This window comes from Candidatus Dependentiae bacterium, from assembly GCA_040878395.1.
Taxonomy (GTDB): domain Bacteria; phylum Babelota; class Babeliae; order Babelales; family Vermiphilaceae; genus JAKBEL01.
Genome location: JBBDMI010000008.1, coordinates 56041 through 69042, shown reverse-complemented (window position 1 = coordinate 69042; position 13002 = coordinate 56041). Strand labels below are relative to the sequence as shown.

The window sequence follows — 13002 nt, the reverse complement described above, 5'->3', positions numbered from 1 at the left end:
GAAATACTAGACAAAATCATGTAAATCAAATAAAATATCTTAAAAGTGATATCCATGTTCATTATACTGAAAGGTAAGGTTTAAACCAATATGTCTAAGAAAAAGCCAAACATCGAAGTTCAAGTAACAACTAATGTTGATAAAGCCCTTCGTAAATTAAAAAAAATGATTGAACGTGAAGGTGTAGTGCGAGATATGAAGCGTCTTGTCTATTTTGAGCCTCAAACACAAAAACGTCGCAAACGCTTGGTTCGTGCTATCAAAAATAATCTTATGCGCCGAGCATACCTAAAATTACTATAAAAAATAACTTTTTTATCTGTTCAACACTGTATATATAACGATTAGTTATACAAAGCAGTAACTCTAACAATATAGTTGAATACATATAAAAAAGTTTTGTCTTAAAGGGCATTTCATGGCAAAAAGTTTAGCCGACATTAAACGTGCGCAAAAAGAATCTTTGCTTTTGCGTGAACTATCAAATTTCTATTTACGCATTACCATGGATGATGATCGATTAAAAGATATCACTCTTAACCGAGTAAAGTTATCAAAAGATAAATCGATGTGCACACTCTTTTTTTTCTCCACACAAGGTGTTGAACATTTTGAAAAAACTTTGCCCTTTTTAATTTTATACAAACCTTCAATGCGCAAAGCTCTTGCACAATCAATTAATGCTCGATATACACCACAATTGGTGTTCAAGTACGATGCTCCTTTTGAAAAACATTTGCAAATAGATGCACTACTTGATCAATTAAAAACTGATGAGCAAGAAGACGGTGATTGATTCTTTACTATTTTTAGTAATATTATCATTCATTTGGGGTTCATTCTTGAATGTAGTAGCATATCGCCTCATGCACAACAAAAGCATTGTTGCTCCCAGATCATTTTGCCCACATTGTAAAAAAACTATTGTATGGTATGACAACATACCTGTACTTTCTTGGCTTTTATTACGAGCAAAATGCCGCAACTGCAAAAAGCCTATCTCATTCCTATACCCATTCATTGAGCTGTTAACTGCAGCTTCATTTACATTGTTATACTACTTTGAACCAACTTATTTTCCAGCCTATGCATTCTTTTTTTCTGCATTGATTGTTATTATTCGCACTGATCTTGAATACATGCTTATTAGCCGAGTCTCCACACTATGGTTAATTCCCTGTGCATATGCACTCAGTTATTTGGATATGCTACCTTTAACTTTACAAGAAAGCGTTATAGGCTCTGTTGTTGGTTACTTGACCCTATTTCTTGTCGCTCACGTTTTTTATGTAATTACCAAAAAACAAGGCATGGGTGAAGGCGACTTTGACCTTCTTGCATTAATTGGTGCATTTGTTGGCTTACAAGGTATTTTTATTACCTTACTTATAGGCTCTTGGATCGGTACAATTACCAGCATTGCCTATATTTTTATCGCCGGAAAAAACCTACAAGTCAAAATTCCATTTGGCCCATTTTTGGCGTTAGGTGCTATGAGTTATGTTTTATGGCATGATGCTATTGAACAAATTATAAGCCACTTGCAATACTAGTTTGCCAAATCATCTTTGATGATAGCTATTTTTTTGTTCTGATCAATAGAAATTACATCAACTTCACCATCTCCATCAATATCACCTGCAGCCACAACAACAAACCCTTCTGTACTTGCTTTTGCTGCAGATAGATGCGAAGATGAAGCCCCTAATTTACCGGTCACATAATTTTTGCCTTCTGATCCGGGAAATCCATAGGTATAAAGAATTTCGCCCTCAGGCTCCCAACCGATTGCCTGCAAATCATTTGAATAAGCACCATGCTCTGCCCAATAAATTTTTTCTGCTGTTGCTAAAGAGCTTAAATTCATATGTGCTTCAGTGCGCTTTGCTTTTGCTAAAAACTTTTTAAAACTTGGAATCGAAACCATAGCAAGAAATGCTATAATTGCCACAACAATCATTAACTCAATAAGTGTGAAACCTTTTTTCATCAAAACCCCCTTTTTGTATTAAGGGTAACATTAAAAGCAAACAAATATGAAGAATCAAATATTCAATGAACCATTTATATGTAATAGAGATATTTAAACATGATGAATTATTTCTAAACATCTGTAAAAATTGCTTCGATTTTTTCTATAGGATAAGTTCCCTCACGAATGACCTTTAATGTATCACCGGTTAAATCAATTATGGTAGAGGCCTTCATATCTTTTTGTCCATCTTCAATATAAAATCTCAACGCTTCTTTTATACTATCCGATACGTCACTGAAAGAATATGGCACCGGCTCACCACTTATATTGGCACTTGTTGAAAGTAGCCCATAAGGCAAATCTTTAATAATACTACATAAACCTAAATGATTTGGAATTCGAACTGCCACCGTCTGTTCTGAGCCCACAAATGAAGGCGCCAGTTTGCTTTTAGGTAAAATAACGGTAACCGGAGCCGGCCAAAGCTCTTCAAGCCCCTTTTTTATCTGCGGTTTTACATATGCTATTTTTGAAACTTTCTCAATTGAGTCAACTAGAACAAGATACGGCTTCTCTTTCCTTTGTTTCAAACTGTCAATTTCTTTAATTGTATCAGGCGAAACTGCCCCCATTAAACCCAATACCGTATCAGTTGATCCAATAAAAAGATCCCCCTGTTCAACAGCCTTTTTAAGTAAAAGACAGTCTGCAGGAATATACCACTTTAATTCTGATTCCATAAACCAAAGAACTCCTTTAAATGGGCGTTGTCATCTAAAACACCCCTTGTTTTATACTATCATAAAGCCATTCCTTACTATTATAGCATTATTCTTTTGTAAAAAAAGATCCCACAAAGCAGTAATTATTGATTGTTTGACAATTTTGGCCAGTGGTATATATTTAAATATGTAGCATATGTTTATACTCAGTAAGAAACTGGGGGTAAAACATCAATTTATACAAATAGATAATTTTATTACTCAAGGTGCTTATTAGACAAAGCATTTGTTGGAGATACCATGAAAAACATTAACAAGCAGTCGCCAAAAGGAGCTGTACCTGTAGGTAAACAAAGAAGCTATAATGAGCTTATTGAATTTTTAGACAAAAATTGGTCTAAAAAAGAAGACAACCATGTCTCTTGCCTTAAAAAGCTTGATTTAGCTCTTGGCTCTATTGCAAAAAAACTTAATACTATTTTTGTCTCAGGAAGCAATGGAAAAAGTTTAACTATGAACTTTACCGCTCAACTTCTTGATGATGAAGGTTTAAAAGTGGGCATGTTCTATGCACCACATGTTCTAACTTACAATGAACGTTTTTGCATCAACAATGATTTTATTGCAAATAAAGCATTTACTGACTTAGCAAATGAAGTTATAAATAGCGCAGAAGCTGAAAATCTTAAAGCTGATTCCTTGGATATTTTAACCATGACAGCTTTACTCTATTTCTATAAAAACAAAGTTGACGTTGCTCTATGCGAAGTAAATGAAGGTGATCCTCTTTATACTACCGGTATCTGCTCACCTAAAATTTCTGCTATCACACGTATCGCAATGAATACAGAACCTGATTCTGAAGAAAATAAATTGGTTCTTAAAAGCATATTGCATACTGTGCAAAAAGATACTCATGTAATTTCAGCTGATCAAAGTAAATTAAATTTACAAACTATGCTTGAAATTGCAGAAAGCAAAGGTGGAACTTGGGCTATGCCTATTCGTAAACTGGCTACCTTAAGTTATCCGTTTGAACAACTTCATGGCCGTTGCGCTGCATTAGCAGAAAGAATTGGTGAAATCTTCATCAATAACTTTGCATCTCAAGAAAAAATAAAAACTGATTCACTTCTTGCAAAGCAAAAAGGTCAACGTGGACGCCCTACATTAGAAGCGAAACGCCAAGCTGAATTGAATCCTAAAAAAACCATCGAGCAATTCTGGAGTGAAACTGAAAACTCATTGCCATGCCGATTCCAACTGCTTGATAAAGAAAAACCAAGCGTATTACTTGATAATGCAAACAACCTTGATGCATTTAAAAATCTGCTTCTTGGCATTCGCTTGTTGCATTACAAACGTCCGCTTAAAGGCTTAAGCCTAATCATCGGCTGCAATAACGCCGACTTAGAGCTTGATGAATTCCTTAAATTGCTTCGTTACTTCTTCAAAAAAACATCTGGAAATATCATTATATGCCCAGTAAAACCTGCACCTGGTGATATGAACACAGCATCATGGAATGTTGAAAAAGTAACCAATGACATTAAAAGCATGAAAATCAAAGCACGCTCAGCTAAAAACTTTAAAGAAGCATTTGAACTTGCTCAAAGTTCTGTTGATGAACGTAATGGCCTTGTGGTTGTTGCAGGTTCTTCATCATTGCTTGCAGAGTACTGGCAAAACAAAGGAACTAAAAAGTTATAAACAACATGTTACATTACATCTTTGGTTTACTAATCGGTTATTTATATGGACTCTTCTTCGTTACACAACGAAGAAGAGTTTTTTTTTCTGAACAACACTATAATTCTGTTATACAAACTTTTTTAATACCAACATTAATTCGCATCGGCTTGTTTTCCGGGATATGTTATTATCTATTGATAACCGATCAAATTCATTTTATACTTACCATGGTATGTTTTATTACTGGATTCTGGACGTTCATTTTACACAAAAAGGCCATATCCCATGGAAGGCTTTGATTTATTCGATACGCATTATTGGCAACCACTTGCACAATTTGGTTATACTAATGCTTTTTTTAACATCAGTCGCACGACAGTAATTAATACATGGATTGTGCTTGCCATAATTTTTGTTACCGGCATATGCATCCGTTCAATTATTAAACGCGATCCTGATGATATATTACGCTATGTTGTTATGTCATTTATTGTGACATTCAAAGATATGGTCGATCAAACACTCGGCTTTTTTTCATTAAAACATTTCGCATTTGTTGCATCCTTATTTATATACATTGTGTTGTGCAACTGCATCTCAATTATACCGGGAACTGAAGAGCCAACTCGAGACCTCAATACCACCTTAGCACTTGGCATTATCTCATTCTTATATGTACAAATATACGCAATAAAAGCTCATGGACTTTTAACTTATATTAAAGAATTTTTTGCACCCTTTTTCTTAATGCTTCCTCTTAATGTTATTGGTAAACTCGCAACTATTATATCCATGTCATTCCGTTTATTTGGTAATATTTTTGGTGGCTCCACCATTGCGGCAATCTACTTTCGCATAATTTATGGCGCTCCATGGTTAGAAGCTTTAGGTTCATTTACCGGCATAAATCTACTTATTATCCTCTTTTTTGGTATTTTTGAAGGAGTTATTCAAGCATTTGTATTTGCAATGCTTACGCTCACCTATTTATCAACCGCAATTACGCATGAATTCCCTGAAGAACAAGAAGGTATACCATGACAGAACATATTGGTGATTTTTTACATTACGGCACCATTGCATTAACTGTTGGTGTAAATTCTATAGGTGTTGGCCTAGGAGAAGGCTTAACAAGTCGTGCTGCATTAAAAGCTATCGACATACAACCAAGCGCACAAAATGATATTGCACGTGTTGCTATTTTAGGCACCGCGCTCATCGAAACTTCTGCAATCATGGGCGTTACTATTGCATTTTATTTATTGCTTGGCAGCAAAGGGGCATCGCAAACATTACCCACAAGCATCGCAGAAGTTGGTATTGCATTGGCTATTTGCCTATCCGGACTTGTCATCGGACTTGCTTCGTCATTTCCAGCACGCGAAGCATGTATGGCAATTGCACGCCAACCATTCTTTGCAGATAAAATTTTGCGCTTTATGCTCATCACACAATCGATTATTCAAACACCAATCATTTTTGGTTTTATCATTGCCATTTTTATTCGTACACAAGCTGCCAATATCTCAACCATACCTGAAGCATTAACCTTAGTTGCCTCCGGCTTATGTATCGGTTTGGGCAGTATCGGACCTGCTATCGGTTTAGCAGTGTTTGCAAAACATGCATGTCGCGGATTAGGCATTAACCGCAATGCATATAATAATTTAATGTCTTTTACTTTTATTAGCCAAGCTATTATTGAAACCCCAATGATCTTTGCACTCTTGGTTTCACTTATGCTAATCATTCTTCCATCAACACCAACAATGCTTTCCGGAATTGCATTCATTGGTGCAGCATTTTGCATGGGCGTTGGGACTTTAGGTCCCGGTATTGCATCAGGCAAAACAGCATCGGCAGCCTGTCATCAAATTGCATTAAAACCAGAACTATATAGTTCTATTTCAAAAGTAAGTATGTTTGCGCAAGGATTAATTGATACTTGTGCAATTTATACCTTTTTGATTGCAATATCATTAATACTCCTGACCTAAAAAAGAAAGAACAATGAAGCACAAAACATTACATGTTGTTTATATCATAACCAAATTGGAACTCGGTGGTGCACAAAAGGTATGCTTAGCATTACTTAATGGTGTTCGCACACATGACATACATAGTATGTTAATTTCAGGAAAAGAGGGCACTCTCACACATATTGTTAAACAAGATTCTGATATTTTTTTACTTGATGAACTCACACGTGAAATAAAAGCAACCGGCATACTCAAAGAACTCTATTGCTTCTTTGTATTAATAAAAAAATTGCATACTCTCAAAAAAAAATATCCTAACTTAATTGTACATACCCATAGTACAAAAGCCGGCTTACTTGGCAGATGGGCTGCATTTTTTGCGGGTATAAAAAAAAGAGTACACACTATTCATGGATTTGCATTTCATAATCATCAGCCAGCTTTTGTTCGCTTTACAATAAAAATCGTCGAATGGTTAACCAGTTTCATCACAACACATTTTGTGTGCGTTTCATCACAAGATGTAAAAACCGGCATGCAAAGTTTACACAATTTTGCAAAAAAACATTCTATTATTCGTGCCGCAATCGATTGGCAACAATTTTATGTGCCGGCTCGCCTCTGCACCGACTTTCCAGACGAAAAACACCGATTCATTTTTGGCACCATTGCATGTTTTAAAAAACAAAAAAATATATTTGACCTACTCAAAGCATTCGAACAAGTACACAAAAAAAATAAACATACCCGACTGGAAATTATAGGCGATGGCATATTACGCAATGAAATTGAACAATGGATTGCACAGCACACATTAACTAATGTTATTACACTGCATGGCTGGCAAGAGAAAGTAGCACCCTTTATGCTCAATTGGCATGCATTTGTACTCAGCTCATTGTGGGAGGGTTTACCATGCGCAATTGTCGAAGCACGTTTACTAAAGTTACCGGTACTGAGTTATAACACCGGCGGCATTGCAGATATTATTATAGATGGTCAAAATGGTTTGTTATACAAACAACAAAATTGGGAAAAACTTGCTGATGGGATGCTCAAATTAACCAAAACAAAAGACACCTATCAAAAATTAAGTGCATGCAAAGATGATCTTTCTGATTTTAAAAATGAACAAATGATTGCACAACATGTTGATTTATATCACCGCATGTTCCATAATTGAAAAAAAACGAGGGGAATGCATATCATGTTCAAAAAAATTTTTCATGCCATAGGAAACACACCGCTTGTTCAAATTGAAGTACCACGCGGTAGACTATTTGCAAAATTAGAATATCTCAATCCCGGTGGAAGCGTAAAAGATCGCTCAGCACTCTTCATGATCGAACAGGCCGAAAAACAGGGCAAAATTAAACCTGGTGGCACGATAATCGATGCATCGTCCGGTAATCAAGGAATTGCAACAGCGATGATTGGCGCCGCAAAAGGATACCATGTTATCATTTGTGTTTCAGAAAAAATTAGCACAGAAAAACTGGAAACACTCAAAGCTTTTGGCGCACAGGTTGAAATCTGTCCCAATACCGATTGCCTTGAAGATCCAAACAGCTATCACAGTAAAGCTGCACAACTGCACAAACAAACTCCTAACTCATTCATGCCTAATCAATATTTTAATATCGCAAATGCGCAAGCACATTATACTTTACTTGGTCCTGAAATTTGGCGACAAACTGAAGGCAGTGTAACTCATTATTTTGCAGCATCGGGCACCGGCGGAACGGTATCAGGTGCAGGACGTTTCTTGAAAGAACAAAACCAAAATATTAAAGTATTGGCAATGGATTCAATCAATTCCTATCGCGCAACAAACGGCAAACCTAAACCATATAATGTTGATGGCATGGGCATGGATTTTATCTCACCTGTCTTTGATGAAACTATTGTAGATGAAATTATATTAATAAAAGATGAAGAGGCTTTGCCTTTATTGAAACAACTTGCTCATGAATATGGCATACTTGTTGGCCCAAGTAGCGCAGCAGTTGCATGGGCAGGATTAGATTATGCGCGTAAATATTTTACTGATAACGATCTTGGCATTATGATATTCGGCGATTCAGGTAGAGCTTACCTGTCAAAACATGTATACGCTAAAGATGAAAAAAATAACGATCTCTATACAATAAAAAAACAACAAGCCACTACTGAATATCAGTAGCGGCTTATTATCTTTGTTAAACATTTTTTTTATGGACTAACTTATTTCCAATCAGGTAATAAAGACTCATACTTAACCAATAATACATCGAAATATTGTTGCATTTCACTCTGAGCTACAGAATCTTTGTTTTCATTCAAACGAAAAATTTCTTTTCGATCATCTTCTTGCGCCGGAAAATTAAACCATTGAACTAAAAATGAAACTACATTTTCATTAGGTATTACTCTATTATCTTTTGAAATAAAATCAGCGGAATCTTGAAAAATACATTCAATATCACTTTCAGTAACAGATCTAGTCACTGTTACAGCAGTATGAGCTTTTTTAAGCCCTGCAATGGTCATTTGACCACCTGACAATTCATAATGATCTGAAGCATTCAAAAAAGGCGATCCACAACAACAAAGTAACATTATAATTATATACATACTTTTCTTCCTGAAATTAATATTAAAAAACATATAACATCATAAGTATATATAGGAAACATTAATTGTCCAGCCTGAAACTGGCATATAATCATCTTTTCCAGCTATCTATCCCTGTAATATATAATGATCTTTAAGAGCGCAAACTACTTCTTGATTTGCCAATGTAGTCATATCACCCAATGGTATGTCATGCACCATTTCACGTAATAACCGCCGCATAATCTTACCCGAACGTGTTTTGGGCACATCATGAGTAAACACAATTTGATCAGGGCGAGCAATGGCACCAATTTTTTTAACTACATGTTGTTGTAATGCATTTTTTAACTGTTCATCAGGAATAATGTGTTCTTTTAATATCACAAATGCAATAATTGCTTCACCTTTAATTTCATGCGGCTTTGGCACAACTGCAACTTCAGCTACAGCTTCATGATCAACCATTGCAGATTCAATTTCCATAGTGCCAATACGATGACCACTTACATTTATAACATCATCAACTCGACCAATGATCATATAATTACCATGCTCATCTTTTGCTGCTGCATCACCACAATAATAGGTATCGAATGTTGGCGCTTTAAAGTAACTACTTATATAGCGATCATTATCTGCCCACAAACCTCGCATCATAGATGGCCACGGTTTTGTTATAGCAAGCAATCCTGAACCATCTGATATTTCATTGCCAAATTCATCTAATAAAATTACAGAAATCCCAGGCAAAGGTTTTCCCGCATAGCCAGGTTTTTGATCATCAATACCAGGCAAATTGGTGATCATAATCGAACCGGTTTCCGTTTGCCACCATGTATCAACAATTGAACAATTACTGTTACCAACATGTTCATAATACCACATCCAAGCTTCAGGATTGAGTGGCTCACCAACAGAACCCAATAAACGCAATGAACTCAAATCATACCGCTTTAATATATCAGCTCCCCATTTGCTAAACATACGAATTGCTGTCGGAGCTGTATAAAAAATTGAAACCTTATATTCTTGAATGATCTGCCAAAAAATTCCTTTGTGCGGATAATGTGGCGCACCTTCATACATAACTTGAGACAAACCATTAAGCATTGGACCATAAGCAACATAGGTATGTCCGGTAATCCAGCCGACATCTGCGGTACACCAAAAGACATCCTCATCTTGTACATCAAAAACATATTTTGTTGTCGTATAGGCACCGACCATATAACCACCGGTTGTATGCACGATACCTTTTGGTTTTCCTGTCGTGCCGGATGTATATAAAATAAACAGTGGATCTTCCGCATCCATCAATTCAGCAGGACAAACTTTTTCAACATCAGAAACCAATTCATGATACCAGACATCTCGATCAGATTGTATTGAACATTCAGCTTGTGTGTGAGTAAAAACCATTACATGTTCAACGGTTGCACATTCTTGCAATGCATCATCAACCTGATTTTTTAGTAATATTTCTTTTCCTTTGCGCGATGCACCATTTGCCGTAATAACTAATGAACATTGTGCATCATTAATACGATCGGCTAAAGCTTGAGATGAAAATCCGGCAAAAACCACAGTACTAATCGCACCAATACGCGCACATGCTTGCATCGCAATAACCGCTTCAACAATCATCGGCATGTAAATGGCAACACGATCACCCTTTTTTATACCCAATTTTTTGAGTCCATTTGCACATTCTTGTACTCGTTCATACATATCTCCATAGGTATATGATAACTCATCGCTTTCTGATTCACCTCGCCAAAAAAAAGCAACTTTATCTTTGAGCTGTGGCATATGTCTATCAAGGCAATTATATGAAACATTTGTTTTACCATTAACAAACCATTGTGTATAAGGAGGACTCCATTTAACTGCTTGATCCCATTTATTAAACCAATGAAGATTTTCAGCCTCCTGTTGCCAATATTCTAGGTAATCTTGTTCGGCAAGAAGAAATAACGATCGATCTTTCACATGAGCATTAGCCTTAAAATCATTGTTAGCAGAAAAAAGTCGATCCTCTTTGAGCAGATTACGCATACTGTTTTTCATGCCTCTCTCCCTAGAATTTGGTAAAAAAATGGAAATATGTACGGGCAGCAAACATAACATGTAAACACGCTTTTTTCAACTATTACCGATCAAAACGTTTTCAAATAGAAATAAATAGTGCGGCACCTTCGACATCTAATGATGAGCAGCAATTGACTTTTTCATTGATTATGTAATAATTAAATTATACGTGATAAATGGAACGTATAAAACAGATGGAAGGTTATATTATGGTTATTAAAAAATCAGTCTTATTTTTATTATTTTCTTCATGCATAGTCAATCTATCTCATACAACAGATATGCCACTAGATCAGTTAGTTCAAGCTGTGGAAACACAAGGCAAAGAAATCACAAAGCTTTCAGCACAATTTGCTTTATTTACACAAAAAACTAATCTCATCCCTCAAAGCAGAACATCGCTATATGACATTAGTTCACTTGGTGATGCCGGCTCATGGGCATGGGAAAACAAGAAACCGATTTTGTTGATTGCAGGCGGAACGTTCACTGTTTATACCATATACAGCATCTATCATAACTTAATGTACAATGTGCGATACGAAGGCAGAACCACTCGTTCACTTTTAAGAAATGTAAAAGAATATCTTATGCAACTGATTCAAACTGAAGGCAAAGCTACACGCAAAGAAATCAGACAAGATATGGGAACGATCCTTAAAGGTGTAAATGAAAATCGTAGATCATTAGCAGAATTACAAAATAAACCTGCACCTGCAGATCTAGAACTTCCTCAAAAACAAAAGCCCACAATAGTTGAAGATGCAACACCAAAAGAAGAAAATATTGGATTTTTTGGGCGCATGAAAAGAGCCCTTTGGGGTTAACAAAAATTATCTCATCCTTTTGAGGGGCCCCAGTTCTTGGGGCTTTTCTCATTTTTTAGAAAAATTTCTGCAATAGATCCAATGAGATAGGCTGAGGTTTTGATTGCATATTTTGCACATTACCTACATCAATGTTTGAAACTCTTTGAAATGTAGGTTTTGCTTGAAAAACAGAACTATAACCTATTTTTTTCAATACCTTACTTGCGCGATCAATATGTGAACCACCTGCAATTGCACAAATGCGCTCTTTATCTGTATGCTGTGTGATCTCATGTACCATCTTCATATCCAAAATACTTGCATCAAAAGTAAGCAAATGATTAATAAAAGGCACAAGAGGCTTGTTCATGCAAGATAAATATTCAGCAATATGTGCATTTTGGCAAGATGGCCAATCTAAATCACGCATTTTTCGTTTAATGTTTTGCATATTTTTTTTATACCAACCATTGCACTGTGCACCATCTTGAAACAATGCAATACGATCCAATTCATCATAAATTTCATTGGTAAAATCACCAATATTTATTTTACACGTAGATGCAAGATCAAATATATTTTTATCTCGATTATTCAACACCGGCCCTAATGCACAAACTCTCGCATAACGATATTCCAGATTGTCGACATCAATACCAAAGGTGCGACACTTGTCGGTCAATCCGCCAAGAATACCACCACGAGAATTAATCAAATAACCTTTAACCACATAATGACCATCACTATTGGCAGCACTTAAATCTTCAGTAAATAACTTTAAATCATCTTTTTGTGTATTAGCCAATAGTTGTTCAAGCTTTTGTACATGCTCACCATTTGATGGATGTTTTTTATCATGTAGATCACCCAAGCCAATAAAATAATGAAATCGATTAAAATCAGGCTGCCATTTACGCATAACAACCGCTTGATAAATATAACCATGCACATTATGCATCATTAAACACAAAACCAGGCATAACTTTTTTTTCATGAATATAAATTCCCCATAAATCATTGATGCATAATCATTCTTTGATTAATACTTTCTTTATAATAAAATTATATTCAAATAGAATTATATAGATCAATGCTTTACACATAGTTACATCTAAAATCCTATTGAATTGGCATTTCTAGAC

The 13002-nt window shown here is 35.7% G+C and carries 14 protein-coding genes; 9 read left to right on the top strand and 5 right to left on the bottom strand.

What is annotated here, in order from left to right:
• Positions 1-90: 90 nt before the first annotated feature.
• From rpsU to WD055_03760, 3 genes are all read left to right on the top strand, one after another.
• The gene (gene rpsU / locus WD055_03770; GenBank protein ID MEX0849322.1) at positions 91-303 is read left to right on the top strand and encodes a 30S ribosomal protein S21; all 213 of its coding nucleotides are present in this window, start codon (positions 91-93) and stop codon (positions 301-303) included.
• Positions 304-418: 115 nt separating this feature from the next.
• Positions 419-796 (top strand): ribosome-binding factor A, encoded by a 378-nt coding sequence (locus WD055_03765; GenBank protein ID MEX0849321.1) that lies wholly within the window; start codon positions 419-421, stop codon positions 794-796.
• A complete protein-coding gene (locus WD055_03760; protein MEX0849320.1) occupies positions 774-1553 on the top strand; it encodes a prepilin peptidase in 780 nt (259 codons plus the stop codon). The genes WD055_03765 and WD055_03760 overlap by 23 nt, the downstream gene beginning before the upstream one ends.
• On the opposite strand, the gene WD055_03755 is transcribed toward WD055_03760, so the two are convergent.
• Positions 1550-1990: a prepilin-type N-terminal cleavage/methylation domain-containing protein gene (locus WD055_03755; GenBank protein ID MEX0849319.1), complete on the bottom strand. Its 441-nt coding sequence runs from the start codon at positions 1988-1990 to the stop codon at positions 1550-1552. The genes WD055_03760 and WD055_03755 overlap by 4 nt on opposite strands.
• Before the next feature lie 113 nt (positions 1991-2103).
• Complete coding sequence (locus tag WD055_03750; GenBank protein MEX0849318.1) at positions 2104-2715, bottom strand: L-threonylcarbamoyladenylate synthase; 612 nt, start codon at positions 2713-2715, stop codon at positions 2104-2106.
• A 282-nt stretch (positions 2716-2997) separates the two neighbouring features.
• On the opposite strand from WD055_03750, the gene WD055_03745 reads away from it, so the two are divergent.
• The 5 genes from WD055_03745 to WD055_03725 all read left to right on the top strand — a co-directional run bounded on the left by WD055_03745 (position 2998) and on the right by WD055_03725 (position 8550).
• Positions 2998-4407 carry a hypothetical protein gene (locus WD055_03745; protein MEX0849317.1) on the top strand — a complete coding sequence of 470 codons (1410 nt, stop codon included), beginning with the start codon at positions 2998-3000 and terminating at the stop codon, positions 4405-4407.
• Positions 4408-4674: 267 nt separating this feature from the next.
• Positions 4675-5430, top strand: a complete 756-nt coding sequence (locus WD055_03740; GenBank protein MEX0849316.1) for a FoF1 ATP synthase subunit a — start codon at positions 4675-4677, stop codon at positions 5428-5430.
• The gene (locus WD055_03735) at positions 5427-6386 is read left to right on the top strand and encodes a hypothetical protein (GenBank protein ID MEX0849315.1); all 960 of its coding nucleotides are present in this window, start codon (positions 5427-5429) and stop codon (positions 6384-6386) included. Before WD055_03740 ends, WD055_03735 begins: the two co-directional genes overlap by 4 nt.
• Positions 6387-6399: 13 nt before the next feature.
• The gene (locus tag WD055_03730; GenBank protein ID MEX0849314.1) at positions 6400-7551 is read left to right on the top strand and encodes a glycosyltransferase; all 1152 of its coding nucleotides are present in this window, start codon (positions 6400-6402) and stop codon (positions 7549-7551) included.
• 24 nt (positions 7552-7575) lie between these two features.
• Entirely contained in the window at positions 7576-8550 is a 975-nt protein-coding gene (locus WD055_03725; protein MEX0849313.1) for a cysteine synthase family protein, read from the top strand.
• Between the two features lie 41 nt (positions 8551-8591).
• Here WD055_03725 and WD055_03720 read toward each other — a convergent pair whose 3' ends face one another.
• Together WD055_03720 and acs are read right to left on the bottom strand one after the other, a co-directional pair.
• Complete coding sequence (locus WD055_03720) at positions 8592-8981, bottom strand: hypothetical protein (GenBank protein MEX0849312.1); 390 nt, start codon at positions 8979-8981, stop codon at positions 8592-8594.
• Between the two features lie 108 nt (positions 8982-9089).
• Positions 9090-11030, bottom strand: a complete 1941-nt coding sequence (gene acs / locus WD055_03715; GenBank protein MEX0849311.1) for an acetate--CoA ligase — start codon at positions 11028-11030, stop codon at positions 9090-9092.
• A gap of 197 nt (positions 11031-11227) precedes the next feature.
• Between acs and WD055_03710 the strand changes: the two genes are divergently transcribed.
• Entirely contained in the window at positions 11228-11878 is a 651-nt protein-coding gene (locus WD055_03710; protein ID MEX0849310.1) for a hypothetical protein, read from the top strand.
• A gap of 55 nt (positions 11879-11933) precedes the next feature.
• On the opposite strand, the gene WD055_03705 is transcribed toward WD055_03710, so the two are convergent.
• Positions 11934-12854 (bottom strand): hypothetical protein, encoded by a 921-nt coding sequence (locus tag WD055_03705; protein ID MEX0849309.1) that lies wholly within the window; start codon positions 12852-12854, stop codon positions 11934-11936.
• Between the last annotated feature and the right edge of the window lie 148 nt (positions 12855-13002).

Coding starts and splice junctions, on each gene's coding strand:
- WD055_03735 (MEX0849315.1), top strand. CDS start 5,427: ATGACAGAACATATTGGTGATTTTTTACATTACGGCACCATTGCATTA.
- WD055_03745 (MEX0849317.1), top strand. CDS start 2,998: ATGAAAAACATTAACAAGCAGTCGCCAAAAGGAGCTGTACCTGTAGGT.
- WD055_03765 (MEX0849321.1), top strand. CDS start 419: ATGGCAAAAAGTTTAGCCGACATTAAACGTGCGCAAAAAGAATCTTTG.
- rpsU (MEX0849322.1), top strand. CDS start 91: ATGTCTAAGAAAAAGCCAAACATCGAAGTTCAAGTAACAACTAATGTT.
- WD055_03710 (MEX0849310.1), top strand. CDS start 11,228: ATGGAACGTATAAAACAGATGGAAGGTTATATTATGGTTATTAAAAAA.
- WD055_03720 (MEX0849312.1), bottom strand. CDS start 8,981: ATGTATATAATTATAATGTTACTTTGTTGTTGTGGATCGCCTTTTTTG.
- WD055_03730 (MEX0849314.1), top strand. CDS start 6,400: ATGAAGCACAAAACATTACATGTTGTTTATATCATAACCAAATTGGAA.
- WD055_03755 (MEX0849319.1), bottom strand. CDS start 1,990: ATGAAAAAAGGTTTCACACTTATTGAGTTAATGATTGTTGTGGCAATT.
- WD055_03760 (MEX0849320.1), top strand. CDS start 774: ATGAGCAAGAAGACGGTGATTGATTCTTTACTATTTTTAGTAATATTA.
- WD055_03705 (MEX0849309.1), bottom strand. CDS start 12,854: ATGAAAAAAAAGTTATGCCTGGTTTTGTGTTTAATGATGCATAATGTG.
- WD055_03750 (MEX0849318.1), bottom strand. CDS start 2,715: ATGGAATCAGAATTAAAGTGGTATATTCCTGCAGACTGTCTTTTACTT.
- acs (MEX0849311.1), bottom strand. CDS start 11,030: ATGAAAAACAGTATGCGTAATCTGCTCAAAGAGGATCGACTTTTTTCT.
- WD055_03740 (MEX0849316.1), top strand. CDS start 4,675: ATGGAAGGCTTTGATTTATTCGATACGCATTATTGGCAACCACTTGCA.
- WD055_03725 (MEX0849313.1), top strand. CDS start 7,576: ATGTTCAAAAAAATTTTTCATGCCATAGGAAACACACCGCTTGTTCAA.